Below are 17,864 nucleotides of genomic sequence, written 5' to 3'. Positions count from 1 at the left end.
TTGCGCGTACTGGGACTCGGAGGGTCGCACCACGACTTTTGCGCCGCGCTGGTGCAGGACGGAGTGGTCATATCAGCCGTGGAGGAGGAACGGCTGACCCGGAAGAAGATCGCCTTCGGCCTCGGCCCGCGCCTGCAGCGCTGCCTCGCGGCGAACTACGTTCTCGCCGAGGCGGGAATCGACGTGGACGGCGTCGACCTCGTGGTGGCCAACGACTTCGTCAATCCCGTCTACACGTTGCGCCTACGCGACCGAGTGCGATGGATGGGCCACCACTTGGCGCACGCCGCGAGCACGTTCTACACCTCTCCCTTCGAGCGGGCCGCGGTCCTCGTCATGGACGGTCGGGGGTCGACGGTCGTCGAGGAGGGCCGGATCTTCGGCGAGACCGTCACCTTCTACGAGGCGTCCCCTGAAGGACCGAAGGTCCTGCGCGCCCAGCACGGCCGCGTCACCCTGACCGACCGCCGCTCCGAGGACCCCTACGAGGACTCTGTCGGCTGGATGTACGAGGCGGTCTCCAAGGCCATCGGGCTGTTCACGTCGGGAGGCATGGGCGCCCCCGGCAAGACAATGGGCCTGGCCCCGTACGGCTCCCCGCGCTACACGGAGCGGCTCGGCGGCTTCTACCGCCTTACCGACGGCGAATTCCGCCAGTCCACTGCCCAGCAGATCGGCCTGCGAACCTTCATCGAAACAGAACTCGCCGCGGCGGCGAACCCGGCAGAGCTCGACGAGGTCCGCGCGGACTTCGCCTACGCCGTCCAACAGCACACCGAGAAGATCGTCATCACCCTGGCGCGCTGGCTCCACGAGCGCACCGGCCTCAAGGAATTGAGCCTGGCGGGCGGTGTCGCCCTCAACAGCGTGGCGAACTTCAAGCTCCTTGAGCACACCGGCTTCGAACGCGTTCACATCGTGCCCGCCGCGGGCGACAGCGGCACCGCCCTTGGTTCGGCCCTCTACGGCTACCACGTCATCGGCGGGCACATGTGGGAACCGGCTGCCGAGCCGTTCTCCCCCTACCTCGGGCGCGACTACGGTCGCGCGCAGATCGAGGCCGCGCTCGCCGGCGAGGCCGGTCGGCTGCGTGTGGAGCGGCCACGGGACCTGTCCGCGCATGTGGCACGAGAACTGGCCTCCGGCGCGATCGTGGGCTGGTTTCAGGGACGTTCGGAGATCGGCCCGAGGGCGTTGGGCAACCGCAGTATTCTCGCCGACCCTCGCGACCCGGGCATGAAGGACAGAATCAACGCCAAGGTCAAGCACCGCGAACGCTTCCGGCCCTTCGCGCCGATCGTGCTCAGCGCGCGGCAGGAGGAGTACTTCACCACGGCCGTCCCAGCGCCGTACATGCTCATGGTGCCGGAGGTGCGGCCCGAGAAGCGCTCGGTGATCCCCGCCGTCACACATGTCGACGGCTCCGCGCGCCTGCAGACCGTACAGGGCACCCTCAATCCTCGGCTTGAGGCGTTGCTGGAAGCCTTCGGCACGCTCACCGGCGTCCCGGTGCTGTTGAACACCTCCTTCAACGACAACGAGGAGCCCATGGTCGAGACTCCCGGCGACGCGGTGCGCTGCTTCCTCAAGACCGAGATGGACGTGCTCGTCCTCGGTGACCTGGTGGCCTACAAGGAGTCAGGTGTATGATAACGGGCCGAAGGATCACGATCTTCTCTCGCGAATACCCGCCGGTCATCGTCGGTGGCACCAGTCTGGTCACCCGAAACCTCGCTGTCGGTCTCGCGCGGCACGGCTGGCAGGTCGCAGTCGTCACCGCCGATCCAACCGCGGGCATCGAGCGGAGCGAGGATGGGGACGGCGTCACCGTCCTACGCGTGGGCACCGGTTCCGTTTACAACGCGAACTCGGGCCTCAGCGATGACAGTTTGCGCACCCATAGGCAGTTGTACGACGCCGCCAGGCGCCTGACCGACGGCGTCGGGCCGCCGGACATCGTCGCCCTGCCCGACTTGTTCTGCTACCCGGAGGCGAGCCTGTTCGCCCGTGCTCACGGCGTCCCGCTCATCAATATCCTGCTGCAGGACTTTCGTGCGATCACCCCGTACGATCCCGGCGCGCACCAGGTGACCAGTGGGGTCTCCTCCGACCACGCGCATCTGATGGACATCGAGCGCAAGGCACTGCTCGGCAGCGATCTCACGGTCTTCATCAGCGAGGCGCTTCGCGACTCGATCACCCGGCAGTACGGAACGGATGCCTTCCGGCACAAGGTCGTACATCTCGGCGTCGACCTGGAGGAGATGGCCTCGACAGAGCGCGACGACACCCGGCTGGAGCGGCGGGACGCACTGCTCGCCGCGACACCCGCCGGTCCGCGTACCCCTCTTGTCGTAGCCTGCGGACGGCTCGTCCCGGTCAAGGGCTTCACCCAGTTGATCACCGCGCTGGCGGGTCTCGGCCCGGTGGAACGACCGGCCAGCGGATCCACGGCACTCCCCCACCTCGTACTTCTTGGCTCCGGCCCTCAGGAACAGCCGCTACTGCGGCTCGCCGAGGAACGCGGGGTGGCCGATCGCGTGACCCTGCTCGGCGGCCTGCCGCGCACCACGGTACTGGGGTGGATGTCCGTGGCCGACGTCGCCGTGGTGCCGAGCGTCTGGGAGTCCTTCTGTTACGTCTGCGCGGAGATGCTGGCCCTTGGCCGGCCAGTGGTCGCCAGCGCCGTCGACTCCCTCAGAGAACTGATCCCGGACGGCAGGTACGGCTACCCCGTGCCGGTCGGGGGCCCGCTCGGACACCGCACGCTCGATCCGGGAGCCCTCGCGCACGCTCTGCGCAGCGCCCTGACCGATCCGGAGCAGGCCGCCGCGCGGGGAGGGGCAGGCCGCCGCCGGATCGCGAAGCACTTCACCAATGAGCGTTTCGTCATTCACATGTCCGCATTGGCCGCGGGCCTGGTCCAAGAACGGGGCCTCTCTCGATGACCGATATGTCCCCTCTCGGTGGCGAGACCGTCGCGGCGCTGTGCGGCCGGGTCACCCCGCTCGCCCCGGGGATGGGCCGGCTGGCCGCCCTGCGCCTGCGCACCCTCGCGCGGCCTCCCGGCGCCCTCGGCCGGCTTGACGACCTTGTTGGCCGAATCGCCATGATCCGCGGCGAAGCCGACCCCGGCCTGCTGCCCTCCGTGGTCAGTGTCATCGCCGCCGACCACGGCCTGGCGCGGCACGGCACGTCGGCCTTTCCTCGGGAGGTCGGCGGCCACGTCCTGGAGCTCATCCGATCGGGGCGTGCCCCGATCAACATCATCGCCGAGAGCGTCTCCGCCCGCGTCGCCTGGGCGGACTTCGGGTTGGTCGACCCGGTAGGGGATCAGGAGTACAAGGTGGCACCGGGTACTCGCGACATCCGGACCCACGATGCGATGACACTCGACCAGGCCGAACGGGCGATACTCCGCGGCGCTCGCTATGCGCGGGAACGCCTTGGCACGGAGCCCATGATCGCGGTCGGCGAGATCGGCATCGGCAACACCACGGCCGCCGCCGCCCTGACCGCCCGCATGCTGGACGCGTCGCCGGGGCTGGTCGTCGGTCCCGGCTCCGGAATCGACCACCTCGGCGTGCAGCGTAAACGCGAACTGGTCGAACGGGCCCTGGAGCGCGTACGCGGACTGCCCGACGACCCTCTCGCGCTCCTTGCCGCGCTTGGCGGCTTTGAGATAGCCGGCAACGTCGGGGTGATCCTCGCCGCCGCCGCCGAGCGCAAAGTGATCGTTCTTGACGGGTTCATCACCGGTGTCGCCGCGCTGCTCGCCGTCCGTCTGCGCCCTGAGACGGCGGGTTATCTCGTCGCCGGGCACCGTTCGGCCGAACCCGGACATCCACCGCTGCTTGGGGCGCTGGGCCTGGAGCCGTTACTGGACCTTGGCCTGCGTCTCGGTATGGGCAGCGGTGCGGCGCTTGCCCTCGGCCTGATCAACACCACGCTCACGCTCGCACAACGCACCCCACGGGCCCGAGATGTCGGACTGGCTATGCACGCGAAAGAGGCACGGTGACGCACCCTGACGAGGATTCGCCAGATGGGCAACTGCGTGGAGTGGTGTTCGACTTGGACGGCACCCTGCTCAACACCTGGGAAATCCATGCGAGCTGCCTGCGTCGGGCCGTAAAGGCCCTTGGCGCCGAACGGGTCAGTGCGGTCCGGCTCTTTCACGCCCAACGGCCGACCGACCTCGCCACCCTCGGCGAGCTCGTCGGCCCCCACCAGGCGAACGCCGCACTCCTCGCGTATCGCAGTGCGCTAAGAGAAGTCTTGAGGACCGTGCGCCCGCGGCCGGTCGCGCACGCCGTCAAAGTGGTGGACGGCCTCAGGCACAGGGGCGTCGCAGTGGGCGTATGCACAGGTCGCTCCCGCGAGGACGCGCAGGCGTTGCTCGAAGCGGGCGGTCTCGATGTCCCGCTGACTGTCGCCCGCCAGGACGCGCTGGCGAAACCGGCGCCGGACGCCCTCGTGCTCGCGCTGTCCCGTCTCGGCCTACGCCCGCACGAGACCCTCTTCGTCGGCGACAGCGAATGGGATCGCGGGCAGGGCCGGGCGGCAGGTGTACGGACTTTGATCATCGGGCGGGCCGGCCTGCCCGCGGAGCTCGGCGCCGCTGTGTGGCCGACCGCCTCCGGCGATCGCGCGCAACCGTCAGACCACTGATCTCCGGCCCGGACCAACGACGATGAGATGAGGTGCAGTGTATGCACGCGAGGCGGTATCCAGATACGAAGTCCGCGCGGCCGACGCGGCCGCGCCGTGGACGGCCCGCATGGAACTGACACCCGCCAGCCATACGACCCCGCTCCCGGCCGAAGCCACCGATTGGCTCCCGGTCATCGATGTCACAGGGGTTGACACCGCGCACCCCCAGACCTGCGCGCACACGGCCGCGGCGATCCGCGCGGCCTGCGAAGGCAACGGCTTCTTCATCGTCATCGGCCACGGCATCCCGCCATATCTGGTCAATGATCTGCGAACCATGACGCGGAAACTGTTCTGCGGCCCTGACGAGGCGAGATCGGGCCTCACGGCCGACCCTGCCGACCCGCTTCTGCGCGGCTTGATGTCCCGCGGCATCGAACCCGTCGAGGCCTACACCATCAACGCCCTCGGTGAACCGGGCGCGCGGGCCGCCTTGGGCGAGGACGTCGACCCGGCCCTCTGCCTGCCGAACAAATGCCCGCCCATCCCCGGCTTCGTTCAGGCGTACCGCGCCTACATGTCCGCCGCCGGCGATCTGGCGGCGCGGATCATGCGGCTGTTCGCGATCTCACTCGGCGTCGCCGAGGACTGGTTCGCCCCCTGCTTCGAGCCGAACATGTCGAGTCTGACCACGAACCACTATCCGGCGTTGGACCAGGACCAGGACCAGGCTCTTGGCCTGGCCAATGGCCTACGTAAGATCGCCCACCGCGACTGGGGTTCGCTCACGATCCTGCACCGCGACGAAGGGGCCGGCGGCCTGGAGGTATTCTGCCGCGACCGGATCTGGCGGGAGGTGCCGGACGTCCCGGAGTCCTTCGTGGTGAACGTCGGCGACCTGATGGCCGTGTGGACGGAGGAGCGCTTCCGGAGTGCCGTGCACCGCGTCGTCGCGCCTCCCCCGGAGCTCGCCGGCCACGACCGCCTCTCCATTGCCTACTTCTGCCAGCCGGGTCCGACGGCGCTGATCTCGGCCATCCCCGGCGGCCGAGATCCGTCAGCCGGTCTCCGGCACCGCCCGCAACGTGCGGACGCATACTTCGCGGGGAAGAGCCGTCAGGCCTTCATCACCGAGCAACTGATGAACCGTGCCACCAGGGACCGCGCCGACCACACCGGACGGCGGCTGTGAGTGACGAGTTGATCCTGGTCACCGGCGGGGCGGGCTTCATCGGCAGTCATCTGATCCCCGGGCTGCTGCGTACGTACCCCGAGTCGTCGATCGTGTCTGTCGACTCCTACTTCACCGGCAGTAAGGAGAACCACGCGGATGACCCCAGGGTCCAGTATGTCGAGGGAGAGACTGCTGAGATCTCCCGGCTCTGGGCCGACCGTTCCCTCCCGTCGCCGAGCTCCGTCTATCACCTCGGCGAGTACTCGCGTGTCCTGCGCTCCTTCAGCGAGCTGGACCAGGTCTGGAGGTCCAACCTCCTCGGTACGAAGGCGGTGGTGGACCTGTGCCTCGCGCACCGGGCGCGTCTGGTGTACGCGGGGTCGAGCTCGAAGTTCGGAGATCAGGGCGTCGAAGAGCATCTGAGCCCTTACGCCTGGATGAAGGCGAAGAATGTCGAGTACATCCGCAACGTCGGCGCCTGGTATGGACTGAAATACGTCATCACTTACTTCCACAATGTCTACGGCCCGCGCCAGATCTCCGTCGGCCCCTACGCCACGTTGATCGGCATATTTGAAGAGCAGATGCGCGCGGGCCGACCCTTGACGGTCGCGGAGCCGGGCACCCAGACCCGCGACTTCACCCATGTCGACGACATCGTCTCGGGGGTGCTGGTCTGTGCCGCGCACGGCGACGGCGACGGCTACCTGCTCGGCAGTGGACAGGAATATCGAATCATCGACGTCGCACAGATGTTTCGCGGCGCGGTCCAGATGGTGCCGGCCAGGCGAGGAGACCGCGCCCGAGGGCTGGCTGACATCTCCAAGGCCGAGGCTCTGGGGTGGCGCCCCGAAGTATGTCTCGCGGACTACATCACTGCGCTCGCCGGCATGCGCGAAGCGCGGAGTCACCTGATTCGGAATGATGAAAGAGGAGTGCGATGAGCGGTACCGGAACGACCGACCGGGCCCGGGGGACGTGCCCTGTGAGGTTCCCCGCTCCCCGGGACGATCCGTTCGCCCCGCTCGGCGCTTATCGCCCGGAGGGCCATGACGGCGCGCCGATCGAGGTCGAGCTCGCATACGGAGGCAAGGCCTGGCTGGTCACCAGACACGCAGACATCCGCGCCCTGCTCGGCGACAGCCGCATGAGCTCGGACGCGACGACCGAAGGCTACCCGCTGGTGCCACTGTCATACCGGGAACAACGTCCCGGCGTGTTCCTCTCCATGGATCCGCCGGACCACGAGCGATTCCGTGGCCTGCTCACCCGCGAATTCAGCGCCTCCGCCGTAGCCGCCCGCCGTCCTGCGATCGAACAACTGGCGAATCGGCTCGTGGACCAGTTGACCGCGGGGAACAAGCGCACAGCGGACCTGGTCAAGTACTTCGCCGACCTGCTGCCCTGCCATGTCTCGGGCAGCCTCTTCGGCATGGGCGGCGACGACGCGGAGCAGACCGGCATCAGCCAGGAAGAGGCCGTGGGCGTCGCGACGCTCCTGCTGGCAGCGAGTCTGGACGCGACCTCGGCGGTCACCAGCCTGACAGTGCTGGTGGTCCTGCGAGATGAGCAGCTCACGGCACGACTCCTAAGCGGCCCGAGCCGCTGGGCGCGGCCTGCAATGGAGGAGTCGCTGCGGTACTGGAGCGTGATCCAGCATGGCCCGGTGCGTGTGGCGAAGGAGGACCTCGAGATCGCGGGCCGCACCATCCCGGCCGGCGACCATGTCATCCTCCATCTGCACTCGGCGAACTGGGACCCGAAGGTCTTCCCGTGCCCGGAGGACTTCGACCCGCGGCGCGACGGCCGTGCGCACCTCGGCTTCGGGCACGGGATTCACCGCTGCCTGGGGGGCGGCCTGGGCCAGATGGAGGCAACGATAGCCGTGGAGACCCTCTTCACCCGCCTGCCGGGCCTGCGCCTGGACATCGCCGAGAAGGACATCGACTACCGAGCGAAGGACCTCGTCTACGGCGTATGCCACCTGCCCGTCGCCTGGTGAAGAACCACGCGCCGAGAGCGGCCGGCTCTTCGCGGACCGGCCGCTCTCGGCAGCCTGACTGGCCAGTACGGCGGAGGCTGAGCGGCGGGCCGCGGCTGAGGCGATCTTGCCGGATTTCGCGGATTCGTAGTGGCCGGCAGGAATTGTTGAGCCGATCCTTCCACCGCGTCCGCCTGCCCGGCCAACCCGGCGGAATCACATGACGTAACGGGGCCTTGACTGTTTACGCTCCGGGCGAATTCTTCCGGAGTTACGCCGCTCTCGCGGCCCCAGAAGGCCGGCCGAGGTGAACAGGCCGACATGCGTCAAGGTCACAAAAGCTCTTGCGCGGGAGCGTTGTGACGTGATGTGATATATCAAATTGCCAATCTGATTGACTGGACATTCTTCGGCTCTGAAGTTATCGAGGAAGCTGATTCGACAGCTGTTCTTAGCTGGAAGGGCATTTATGATAACGTCCGACGACCTTCGTGTCTATGTTGTCAATCTTCGCCGCCGGGCCGATCGGCGCCATCAAATGCAAGAACTTCTTCCTGAAGATTTCAAAGCCAACTACACGTCAGACTGGAATGGCCCGTTCGACGGCGCTCACCTTGATCGGGCTGAGCTTACCCGACATGGGTACGAGCTGTTCCCGTGGGAGATGGAGTCCGACCACCGCTGGTGGGGACGGCCACTGCGGTTTGGTGAGATCGGCTGCACGATAAGCCATCTCCATTGCTGGCGTGACGCCCTGGGGACGACCGCTTCACTCTTCCTCGTTCTCGAAGACGATGTGAGCCTGTCCGACGACTTCCAGACCAGGCTGCTCCGGGGGCTCAACAGCCTTGACGACCTGGAAGAACCGATGCTTATTTACCTCGGGCGCGATCCGCAGGAGCCGGATGCGCCGCGGGAGAACGGGTTTCTGGCACCCGGTTTCAGCTATGGATCCTACGGATACCTTGTCAATCGCACGGCCGTGCAGGCCTTCCTGGCCTCTGATCTGCACCGCGGCATCATTCCCATGGATGAGTTTCTCCCCGCCATGTATCTTGATCATCCGAGAACTGATGTGCGCAGGCGCTATTCAAAGCGGATCCGTGCGCTCGCCTTCGAGCCCCCCTTGGTGACTCAACTGCCCAAACGGGAGGCGGGCAGTGACACCGAGTTGTCGGCTTTTGTTTCGGATGTTTGACCGGGAGGAACCGTGTCAACGTCAGGTAATCCCATGAGAATAGCGATTGTCTCCCCCGTCTGGCTTCCGACGCCACCACCCATGTATGGGGCTATCGAGCAGATAGCGAGCATCCTGGCCGAGGGGCTGGTAAAGCGAGGCCACCACGTGACCGTATATGCCTCCGGGGACTCGACGACCACGGCTGAAGTACGAAGTTACTATTCCAGGGCGCCGGGCTGGGGAAAGTCGTTCGAATCGCCGTTCTTCGAGCTGAACCATGTTCTGGCAGCCTATCTCGATGCTGATCAATACGACGTTATTCATGATCACACGGATCCGATCGGTCCCGCCTTCGGAGCGATAGCGTCAAGGGTCAGGCCTGTCGTTCATACAATCCACACGACTCCGGGCGAGAGCCAGATACGCCGGCTCTACGAGCAGATCCATGACCGGGTTCATCTTGTCGCCGTCAGTGCGGCTCAACGCGCGATGATTCCGGATCTGCGCGTGAGTGATGTTATTCATCACGGCCTGCCCTTGGAGAGATTCGACTACTCCGCATCCAAGGGTGACTACGTGTTCTTCATCGGCCGAATGAAGTACGGCAAGGGACTGCACCTGGCCATCACCGCGGCGAAAGAAGCCGGGCTACGGTTGCTCGTCGCGACAAAACCCGTCGAGTTTCCCAAGGAGGAGGAGTACTTCCGCACCCAGATCCAGCCGCTGCTCGGCGGCCAGGTGGAACTACTGGGCGAGGTCGGCTTCGCCGAGAAGGTGGAGCTCTACCGAGAAGCACGGTGCACCGTCGTCCCGACGCTCTGGGAGGAGCCGTTCGGACTCACCGCCGCCGAGTCACTGGCATGTGGGACCCCCGTGGTCGCCCTGCGTATGGGGGCGACTCCGGAGCTCATCGAGCATGGGGTGACCGGGTTCGTCGCGGACCGTCCGCAGGACCTGGCCGGGTATATATCCCGAACGGGGGAGATCAGTCCGAGGGACTGCCGGTCGGCTGCGGAGAGGAGCTTCTCCGCCCCGCAGATGGTCAGCGGCTACGAACGACTCTATCGCCGACTCGTAAGACCTGAAGAGACGTCATTGGAGGACGTTGATGATCGACCCCCTGGACAACAGAGCCAATGAAAATCTGCTTTCCAACGGCTACTCATCCGTATCACTCCCTGCGGGGGCGAGCATGGTTCTGCAAAGTGCCCTCGCCCGAAGCCGGGAGTTCTTCGGCCTCCCGATGGAGGCCAAGAGAAGACATTCCAGCCATGACCTCAACTTTGGTTACAGGCCCATAGGCATCGAGTATTCGATCTCGCCCGACCGTCCCGACCTCAATGAATGCTTCACCCTGTGGAACGATCGAGTGGACCTGGTCCCCGGAGCCGAGAGTCTGACCGCGCTCATGGACTCTCTGCTGGCCTGGCGCGGCCTGCTCGTTCCCTTCGTGACGGACGTCATAACCCACCTTGCCGGCACCTTCGGCGATATGGAGCCGTCCACCTTCGCCGCGGCCTCCTACCTGCAGGTGAACTTCTACCCCGAATCGTCGTCGGCACGCGATCTCCTCCAGGATCGCCACGAGGACGGCCACCTGTTGACGGTCATCCACACGACCGCCCCCGGGTTGGAGATCTGGCTGGACCAGGACGAACCGCTACCCGTTTCAACAGGCGAGAACGAAGTGCTCATCATGGCGGGCTCAGTTCTTACGGCCCTGTCGGGAGGGAAGGTCGCGCCCCTCGACCACCAGGTGCGCAACCACAGGCTGGCCAATCGCATCGCCATCATGTATTTCGTCAATCCGGACCTCGCCGCGCCGCTCAGGCCCTGGACAGGTGAACAGGACATCGATCTTCGTGATCTGGTCCGGAACAATCCATCAGTGTTTGGACTGCCCAATGTCCCGCTCCTCTGAAAAGTCCATTCTTGTCATCAACTCCGGTGACGGCACGGGTCTGAACTTCACCCGGTCTCTCGAATCGGCCGGTGGCTATCGGGTTGTGGGACTGGACACCTCGGTAGAAGACTTTCACACGAGCGAGGCCAGCCGGAAACATCTCATTTCCTGGCAAGATCCGTCCGGCCTTGTCGACACGATCAACGAGATCGCCGAAGCCGAGGACGTCGACCTGATCTACGCCGCGGACACCGGCCCGCAGCTCCTCGCCATCAGCGAGTCCCGCGAAGACCTCGTCCGCCCCACGCTTCTTCCCGATAAACCCGACCACCGCCGGATGGAGGACAAATGGGAAACCTGGCTGGCGTTGAAGGGCGCCGGTGTCCCGGTTCCGGATACCGTCCTTGTCACTGATGGCGCAGCCATCGACGATGTCATGCGGAGACATCCCGAAGTCTGGCTTCGACGTCGGTGGGGAAGCGGCGGCTCGGGCTCCCTGTCGACCAGCTCGCCGGCGCTTGCTCACGCGTGGTTGGACGAACACGAGGGCTGGTGTGACTTCACGGCGGCAGAGAAGCTGACCACGCGGACCGCCACCTTCAGCGGACTCTGGTATGACGGGAGCCTTGTCTGCTCGCAACTGCGTGAGAGGCTCTCCTGGAAATATCCCTCGGCCACCGCCTCCGGGGTAACCGGTGTCACCGGCGCGCAGCGGACCGTATGGGACGAGAGGCTGCACGAGCTGGCGATTCGATGTGTCCATACGACCAGTGCTCGACCACATGGCGTAATCGGCGTCGACTTCACCTATGATCGCCGGGGGAACCCCCTCCCCACGGAGGTCCAGCCCGCGCGCTTCTACTCGTCGATTTTCTTTCTCGCGCAGCTCGGCGTGAACTTTCCCGATCTGTACTGTCGGCTCGCGCTGGATCACGAGGACCGGCCAGCGAAGCCGATCATCAATCCCGTGCGTGAGCACCACTACTGGTTGAAGTCGGTGGACAGGCTTCCACAACTGCTGTCGGCAGAGGAATTCCTCTATGGTGTCGGCACCGGCCGCGATCTCCAGAAGAGCACCCGTGTAAAGGGAAAAGCAAATGCATGACGGCCCGGAATTCGAGCTCTCCGAGGTCTGCGACCAGATCGCTGACATAGGGTATGCGGTCCTCACCCGGGCACTGAGTCCCGAGCTTCTCCAGCAGGTTCGCGTTGAGTATTCGAAGCTCTACGATGAGCTGCGGCGAGTGGACGAGGCCCAGCCCCTGGAGTCCAGCCACAGCGGGAAGAACCACTATCAGATACAACCTCCCATACGCGGAGTATTCTCCAATCCAGATGTGTTTGCGAGCCGCATCGTCCTCGATTGTGTGCGGTCGATGCTGGGGAGCGACGCCCGACTGGCCTACTACAATTCCAACATCTGTGAGCCGGGCTCCGATTTCCAGGAGATCCACCGCGATGTGCGGCTGTTGTTCGGTTCGGAAATCTCACTGCCGACACCCCCGTTCATGCTCGCGGTGAACATCCTGCTGTGTGATTTCACCGTCGAGAACGGAAGCACCGAGATCTGGCCGGGAAGTCATCTTCTTCCGGACCGGGAGGGCGGAGGCCACGCGGCCGACCTCGAAGCTCGGTCAATGAGGATGACATCATGCCGTCTCAACGCCCCTGCGGGATCCATTATCATCCGTGACGCACGCCTCTGGCATCGGGGAACGCCCAACAAGACGCAAGAGCACAGGGCGATGCTCTCTCTTGTGTACAAACGCAAATGGTTTGGATATCGCCACGACAGGTCACTCGAAGTTTCGGATGAAACTTATCATGGCTGGCCCGGAGAGATTCGGTCTCTGTTTCTCAGATAGGAACTCCCATCCACCGAAGGGCTGGAGGAGCGTTTGCACGTTTCATTCATCTGTACTGGGAACATCTGCAGATCCCCCATGGCCGCGATCGTCGCAAAACAGTATCTCCACAAGGCTGGACTAAGCGATAGAGTGACTGTCAGCAGTGCGGGCATAGAAGATTGGAATGCGGGCAACCCTGCGGATGAGCGATCAATCACGGTATTGGCGCGGAACGGTTATCCAACCGAACATTCGGCCTCACATGTCAATGACATTCATCTCACCGCAGATCTTTTGGTGCCGATGGACGAAGGCCACAAGTCCACTCTCCTCGGCCTCGCGGACCCGTTACGGGTTCGCCTGCTACGTGAATTTGATCCAGCCAGTAGCCAGGATTTGAATATTCCAGACCCGTATTTCGGGGATCTGGAAGGCTTCGACGAAGCCCTTCGAATGATCGAAACGGCCATGCCCGGACTGATCGCCTGGATCCAGTTGGAGCTGGAGCCTTAGCTGCCGATCTCCGAGAGGATCGAATATGCTGACTGTTGAGTTTTCCGGGCTTACCGACGGCCTCGGCCCGTTTACGTGGGCACAAACCTATATGTGGAACATGATCCACAGAGCCGAGGCGGGAACACGCAGTCAATTCAACATCGGCGCGTTCATCACGATTCCCGAAGACGTGTCATTTGAGCGTGTTTCCGAGGTGTTTCTTGCCCTGATCGAGCGGCACGAAAACCTTCGCACCGTGTACGAAATTGACGCGGACGGCGGTCTCAGGCAGCGCGTCATGGGGAGCGGAAAGGTGGAAATTGATGTCATTCACCGGCCGGACTCATTTTCCGCCGAATCCGAAGAGTGCCGGTCTCTGTTCGTACAGCTATACGGGGAAGAGTTCGACCTGGGATCGACGTGGCCCTACCGCGCAAGCCTCGTCTGCAGGGCGGGAGCCCCTGCGTTTCTTATGGTTATTTTCTCCCACCTGACAACGGATGGGTTCGGAAGCTTCCTCTTTGAGCGGGAGTTCAGGACCCTGCTGTCGCCGGGAAAAGCACCAAAGAATAACAGTGTCGCATTCCGGCAGTTGGAGATAGCCGCCTATCAGCAGTCCCCGGACGGCCAGGCTCGCAATACTCGCACAATCAAATACTGGGAAGAAGTGTTACGTCGATACTACGGCTCCGAGCAGTCTCGTCGGCGCCATGGCGACTCGATCGACGGAACCCGTACCATCTCCATGGTGTCGCCCCGGCTCGCGTCGTCGGCGTCAGTCGCGGCGCGCCGATACACCACCACGCCTTCTACGCTGCTTCTAGCAGCAGCGACATTCGCATACGCAACCGTTGCCGAACAGTCCGGCATGATCATAGAGATAGCATGCGCAAATCGCTCTGGGGCCTGGGCGAAATCTTGCGGAAACCTGTTTCAATTTGGAGTCGCAGAATTCACGCTCGACGGGGCGGATTTCACGTCGACCGTCAGGAATGCCGAAAGGTCAGCGCGGGCCGCGTATGCCAACAGCCAATACAACCCGCTTGACTCAGAGCAACTTAAACGTTCCGTCTCCGGCGATCTGGACCCCTATTTTGATCTCCCCTCAATTCCCTTCGTGGTGAATGACATAGTTGGATGGTGCCTGCCCGTAGCTGGATCCGGCCTTCCCCTGGACAGGCTCGACCACATGTCGCCGACCTTCGGAGAATTCGGGGATATCGAACCTGGAGCGACAGGGTACGCATTCTACCTGGGTTATCATCCCGCTCCCACCGGCGTGCGCTTGGGGCTGGAATTCGACACCGCCATGTTGACGCGCCGAGAGGCCGTGAACTGCCTGCTGGCCATTGATCATCTGATCTTGGGGGCCAGTCGCTCTGATCTTTCGTTTCGCGAGGCGCAGGACATCGTCCGGCGGTCGGTTCCTCATGATCGGCCCTGAAGGGCCGCCGGCGGCGGGGTGGTCGGCCGCCGCCGGTCATCCATTCAGGTCAAACCGCGTGTTCACACTCCCCGAGGACGCCGTCGTGGCCGGGGGTCGCCGCCGCACGACGGCGACCCGGTCGTCGACTTCGTCCCGCCGGAGGTGTCCGGCTGAGGGGTGGCGGCACCCCCGCGGAATAGTTGAAGAATCAACTGAGTTGATACCGGCGAGCCCCGCAGAAAGGAGCCCCACATGCCCGCCGTGACCGTAGAGAACCCGCTGACCCTGCCCCGCATCCCGCAGGACCTGGGAATCGGCCGGAAGGTGCTCGCCGTCGAAACCGCGCCGAGCGGCTTCGAGGGAGAGGGCTTCCCCGTCCGCAAGGCACTGGCGACGATCAAGCCCGAGTACCTCGACCCGTTCATCATGATGGACCAGATGGGCGAGGTGGACTACGCCCCCGGAGAGCCCAAGGGCACCCCCTGGCACCCGCACCGGGGCTTCGAGACCGTCACCTACATCATCGACGGCACGTTCGTCCACCAGGACTCCCACGGCGGTGGCGGTGTCATCGCGGACGGGGACACCCAGTGGATGACCGCCGGATCCGGGCTGCTGCACATCGAGGCCCCGCCGGAGTGGCTCGTCCAGCAGGGCGGGCTCTTCCACGGCATCCAGCTCTGGGTGAACCTGCCGTCCAAGGACAAGATGCTCACCCCGAAATATCAGGACATCGGACGTGCCAAGGTCGTCCTGCTCAGCAGCCACGACGGAGGCGCCCTGGTCCGCCTGATCGCCGGTGACGTGGCCGGGCACACCGGTCCCGGCTCGACCCACACCCCGATCACCCTGCTCCACGCCAGCGTCAGCCCCGGCGCACAACTCACGATGCCCTGGCGCAAGGACTTCAACGCCCTGGCGTACGTGCTGTCCGGCAAGGGCGGCGCCGGCGCGGAGAAGGCGCCCATCGGCGCTGGACAGCTCGCCGTCTTCGAGGGCTTCGGCAACCGGCCGGGCCTCGCCACCGACGCCGAGACCATCACGATCACCGCCTCGCCCACCTCGGGGCTGGAGGTCGTCATGCTTGGCGGAGAGCCGATCGGCGAGCCGGTCGCGCACTACGGGCCGTTCGTGATGAACACGCAGGAGGAGCTGGTCAAGGCGTTCGAGGACTACCAGGCGGGGCGTCTCGGCACCATCCCCGCCGGTCACGCCTGACGCGCGGCCAGATCCACGAAGAGCGCCGACGACCACCCCACCCCAGAAGACCCCGCAAGAGGGGTGGGAAACCCGCGCCGGTCGCCCCCGGTGTCCTCGCCAGCCTCCCCGGCGAGGACACCCCGGGGACATGTGAACCACCATGCCCGTCTCAGCCTCTCCTTCAGCGTAGGAAGCCCGCCAACGCCTCGCCCGCCAACTGCGCTCAAGACCGCTTGACGCGAGTCGGAACGGCATGCACCCTCGGGGAGGCGATTCGCGACCTCGGAGGTGCAATCTCATGCAACACCCCAGCAACGGCGATGACGTACGGCTTACCTTCTACTGCAAAAGCCCCACCTCCAAGACGAAGGACGACTGCCCCGCTTTCTACCGGACGGACCGCCAGAGCTGGGTAGTACAGGGCATTCGCCGAGAAGACGGCATCGGAGCTCAGTTGCGCGCCCTCGGAGATGACGAGACGTTTCTGGAGATCCCGGAGGCGCTGGCCGAGCGGTTCGTTCAGATGTATGTCGAGGAGCGGTATGGAATTGATCTCGGCCAAGCAGCGGTCGGAGCTGCTCAAGGACGTGCGCGAGACCCTCAAACTTGAACAGCGCGACTTCTACGCGGTAGACGCCGAGGACCTGGAACTGTTCCTGGCGGGCGATCTCGACGCCGTGGCGGCCTCCTATCAGGTCTGGGCGGACAGCGTCGCGGAGATGGAGCAGGCCGGGGAGCGTCTACGGCGCGTCCGCGTAATCTCTGAACCCCTGTCGGATTATCAGCGGATGGCCGTCCAATACAGCGGTCCGGCCGTAGACGCGGGCGAGGATCTGCGATGGCTCCCCCGGCGGCTGACCTCCACGCTGCCCCTGCCTGGCAATGACTTCTTCGTGCTGGACGGTCACACCGCCGTGTTCAACGTCCTTGACGGCAACGGGGACCGCGCCGGAATCCAGCTCTACACCGAGCCTGAGGTGGTCAAGCTGTGCCTGGACGCCTTCAAGGCGGCCTGGGCTCTGGCCATCCCTCATCACGAGTACAAGCCCGCTTAAGACACCCCAGCCGTGCAAGACCAGTCGGCCGAAGCCAAGAAGGCATTCGGGATCAGGCTGCGGGATCTCCGCCGCGACGCCGGGCTGAACGGCAGGCAACTGGCCGTTCTCACCGGCCTGCACCCCACCAAGATCTCGCGCATCGAGCACGCCCGGCAGAATCCGTCCGAAGACGACATCCGCGCCTGGCCCATTGCCTGCGGCGCGGACCGGCTCATCCCCGAACTGATCGCCGTCTACCGCGACGTACGGCGCATGTGGGAGGAGTATCGGGAGGATTTCCGTAAGAAGAGCCAGAAGGCCATCCAGGCGGCCGGTACCCCCCTCTATGAGCAGACCAGGCTCCTGCGCGCCTATGAGGCCATCGTAGTGCCCGGCATCCTCCAAACGCCCGGCTACCTGCGAGGCGTCCTCACTGCCAACGCCACCCTTCACGGACTACCGCTCGACGGGGTGGAGGAGGCGGTCCAAGCGCGGCTGGAGCGCCAGCACCTGGTGACCGGCGGCACCGCCCACATGTATGGCTTCGTCATGGAGGCCGCCGTCCTTACCTACGCCTTCGGCGACCTGGCCACCATGAACGAGCAATTCGACTTCCTCTCGCGTGTCACCCGTCTGCCCAATGTGGCCTTGGGGATCATTCCGCCGGGCTTCCGCAAGCTCTGGGGCGGCGAGTGCTTCTACATGTTCGACGCCTCCCTCGTGCGCAGCGAATTGTGGACAGGGCGCTTCCAGACAACGCGGGCCGAGGACCTCGCGTTCTTCCTCAAGGCGTTCACAGCCCTTCAGGAGCAGGCCGTCTACGGGGCCGCAGCCCGCGAGTTGATCGAGGGGGCACGAGAGTTCCTGCAATCTCGTGAAACCTTGTAGACGCCCAGGTGAACGCGCCTCAACGCTCGAACTATGACCGCCATGGCCGCCGGGTTCAGCGAAGGACAGGTCGCCGAGCC

General features: G+C 64.8%; 18 protein-coding genes. All 18 read left to right on the top strand.

Annotation, left to right across the window (positions count from 1 at the left end; translation table 11 throughout):
• Positions 1-1,650, top strand: a complete 1,650-nt coding sequence (locus tag ACWEF2_RS02370; protein ID WP_453811209.1) for a carbamoyltransferase family protein — start codon at positions 1-3, stop codon at positions 1,648-1,650.
• On the top strand, positions 1,647-2,948 hold the full coding sequence (locus ACWEF2_RS02365) for a glycosyltransferase family 4 protein (RefSeq protein WP_453811208.1): 1,302 nt from the start codon (positions 1,647-1,649) through the stop codon (positions 2,946-2,948). Before ACWEF2_RS02370 ends, ACWEF2_RS02365 begins: the two co-directional genes overlap by 4 nt.
• Positions 2,945-4,021 (top strand): nicotinate-nucleotide--dimethylbenzimidazole phosphoribosyltransferase, encoded by a 1,077-nt coding sequence (locus ACWEF2_RS02360; protein WP_453811207.1) that lies wholly within the window; start codon positions 2,945-2,947, stop codon positions 4,019-4,021. Before ACWEF2_RS02365 ends, ACWEF2_RS02360 begins: the two co-directional genes overlap by 4 nt.
• On the top strand, positions 4,018-4,671 hold the full coding sequence (locus ACWEF2_RS02355; protein WP_453811206.1) for an HAD family hydrolase: 654 nt from the start codon (positions 4,018-4,020) through the stop codon (positions 4,669-4,671). The genes ACWEF2_RS02360 and ACWEF2_RS02355 overlap by 4 nt, the downstream gene beginning before the upstream one ends.
• 109 nt (positions 4,672-4,780) lie before the next feature.
• Positions 4,781-5,845 (top strand): 2OG-Fe(II) oxygenase family protein, encoded by a 1,065-nt coding sequence (locus ACWEF2_RS02350; protein ID WP_453811205.1) that lies wholly within the window; start codon positions 4,781-4,783, stop codon positions 5,843-5,845.
• Positions 5,842-6,771, top strand: coding sequence for an NAD-dependent epimerase/dehydratase family protein (locus tag ACWEF2_RS02345; protein WP_453811204.1), 930 nt, complete (start codon positions 5,842-5,844; stop codon positions 6,769-6,771). Before ACWEF2_RS02350 ends, ACWEF2_RS02345 begins: the two co-directional genes overlap by 4 nt.
• Complete coding sequence (locus ACWEF2_RS02340) at positions 6,768-7,829, top strand: cytochrome P450 (RefSeq protein WP_453811203.1); 1,062 nt, start codon at positions 6,768-6,770, stop codon at positions 7,827-7,829. Before ACWEF2_RS02345 ends, ACWEF2_RS02340 begins: the two co-directional genes overlap by 4 nt.
• Positions 7,830-8,277: 448 nt before the next feature.
• Positions 8,278-9,006, top strand: a complete 729-nt coding sequence (locus ACWEF2_RS02335; protein WP_453811202.1) for a glycosyltransferase family 25 protein — start codon at positions 8,278-8,280, stop codon at positions 9,004-9,006.
• A gap of 33 nt (positions 9,007-9,039) precedes the next feature.
• Positions 9,040-10,128: a glycosyltransferase family 4 protein gene (locus ACWEF2_RS02330; RefSeq protein ID WP_453811201.1), complete on the top strand. Its 1,089-nt coding sequence runs from the start codon at positions 9,040-9,042 to the stop codon at positions 10,126-10,128.
• On the top strand, positions 10,097-10,909 hold the full coding sequence (locus ACWEF2_RS02325; RefSeq protein WP_453811200.1) for a 2OG-Fe(II) oxygenase family protein: 813 nt from the start codon (positions 10,097-10,099) through the stop codon (positions 10,907-10,909). The genes ACWEF2_RS02330 and ACWEF2_RS02325 overlap by 32 nt, the downstream gene beginning before the upstream one ends.
• Complete coding sequence (locus ACWEF2_RS02320) at positions 10,893-11,996, top strand: hypothetical protein (RefSeq protein ID WP_453811199.1); 1,104 nt, start codon at positions 10,893-10,895, stop codon at positions 11,994-11,996. The genes ACWEF2_RS02325 and ACWEF2_RS02320 overlap by 17 nt, the downstream gene beginning before the upstream one ends.
• Entirely contained in the window at positions 11,989-12,756 is a 768-nt protein-coding gene (locus ACWEF2_RS02315) for a phytanoyl-CoA dioxygenase family protein (RefSeq protein WP_453811198.1), read from the top strand. Before ACWEF2_RS02320 ends, ACWEF2_RS02315 begins: the two co-directional genes overlap by 8 nt.
• A 33-nt stretch (positions 12,757-12,789) precedes the next feature.
• Complete coding sequence (locus tag ACWEF2_RS02310) at positions 12,790-13,251, top strand: low molecular weight protein-tyrosine-phosphatase (RefSeq protein WP_453811197.1); 462 nt, start codon at positions 12,790-12,792, stop codon at positions 13,249-13,251.
• Between the two features lie 25 nt (positions 13,252-13,276).
• On the top strand, positions 13,277-14,677 hold the full coding sequence (locus tag ACWEF2_RS02305) for a condensation domain-containing protein (RefSeq protein WP_453811196.1): 1,401 nt from the start codon (positions 13,277-13,279) through the stop codon (positions 14,675-14,677).
• A gap of 234 nt (positions 14,678-14,911) precedes the next feature.
• On the top strand, positions 14,912-15,877 hold the full coding sequence (locus tag ACWEF2_RS02300) for a pirin family protein (RefSeq protein ID WP_453811195.1): 966 nt from the start codon (positions 14,912-14,914) through the stop codon (positions 15,875-15,877).
• A 280-nt stretch (positions 15,878-16,157) separates the two neighbouring features.
• Positions 16,158-16,469, top strand: a complete 312-nt coding sequence (locus ACWEF2_RS02295; RefSeq protein ID WP_453811194.1) for a hypothetical protein — start codon at positions 16,158-16,160, stop codon at positions 16,467-16,469.
• A complete protein-coding gene (locus ACWEF2_RS02290) occupies positions 16,402-16,914 on the top strand; it encodes a DUF6879 family protein (protein ID WP_453811193.1) in 513 nt (170 codons plus the stop codon). The genes ACWEF2_RS02295 and ACWEF2_RS02290 overlap by 68 nt, the downstream gene beginning before the upstream one ends.
• Positions 16,915-16,926: 12 nt before the next feature.
• Positions 16,927-17,784: a helix-turn-helix domain-containing protein gene (locus tag ACWEF2_RS02285; RefSeq protein WP_453811192.1), complete on the top strand. Its 858-nt coding sequence runs from the start codon at positions 16,927-16,929 to the stop codon at positions 17,782-17,784.
• The last annotated feature ends 80 nt before the right edge of the window (positions 17,785-17,864 follow it).

It is taken from the genome of Streptosporangium sp. NPDC004631 (assembly GCF_053601935.1).
Note: the sequence above shows the minus strand (reverse complement) of the source record. Positions and strands in the feature narration are given on the sequence as shown.

Coding starts and splice junctions, on each gene's coding strand:
- ACWEF2_RS02365 (WP_453811208.1), top strand. CDS start 1,647: ATGATAACGGGCCGAAGGATCACGATCTTCTCTCGCGAATACCCGCCG.
- ACWEF2_RS02360 (WP_453811207.1), top strand. CDS start 2,945: ATGACCGATATGTCCCCTCTCGGTGGCGAGACCGTCGCGGCGCTGTGC.
- ACWEF2_RS02350 (WP_453811205.1), top strand. CDS start 4,781: ATGGAACTGACACCCGCCAGCCATACGACCCCGCTCCCGGCCGAAGCC.
- ACWEF2_RS02340 (WP_453811203.1), top strand. CDS start 6,768: ATGAGCGGTACCGGAACGACCGACCGGGCCCGGGGGACGTGCCCTGTG.
- ACWEF2_RS02335 (WP_453811202.1), top strand. CDS start 8,278: ATGATAACGTCCGACGACCTTCGTGTCTATGTTGTCAATCTTCGCCGC.
- ACWEF2_RS02330 (WP_453811201.1), top strand. CDS start 9,040: ATGAGAATAGCGATTGTCTCCCCCGTCTGGCTTCCGACGCCACCACCC.
- ACWEF2_RS02325 (WP_453811200.1), top strand. CDS start 10,097: ATGATCGACCCCCTGGACAACAGAGCCAATGAAAATCTGCTTTCCAAC.
- ACWEF2_RS02320 (WP_453811199.1), top strand. CDS start 10,893: ATGTCCCGCTCCTCTGAAAAGTCCATTCTTGTCATCAACTCCGGTGAC.
- ACWEF2_RS02315 (WP_453811198.1), top strand. CDS start 11,989: ATGCATGACGGCCCGGAATTCGAGCTCTCCGAGGTCTGCGACCAGATC.
- ACWEF2_RS02305 (WP_453811196.1), top strand. CDS start 13,277: ATGCTGACTGTTGAGTTTTCCGGGCTTACCGACGGCCTCGGCCCGTTT.
- ACWEF2_RS02300 (WP_453811195.1), top strand. CDS start 14,912: ATGCCCGCCGTGACCGTAGAGAACCCGCTGACCCTGCCCCGCATCCCG.
- ACWEF2_RS02295 (WP_453811194.1), top strand. CDS start 16,158: ATGCAACACCCCAGCAACGGCGATGACGTACGGCTTACCTTCTACTGC.
- ACWEF2_RS02290 (WP_453811193.1), top strand. CDS start 16,402: ATGGAATTGATCTCGGCCAAGCAGCGGTCGGAGCTGCTCAAGGACGTG.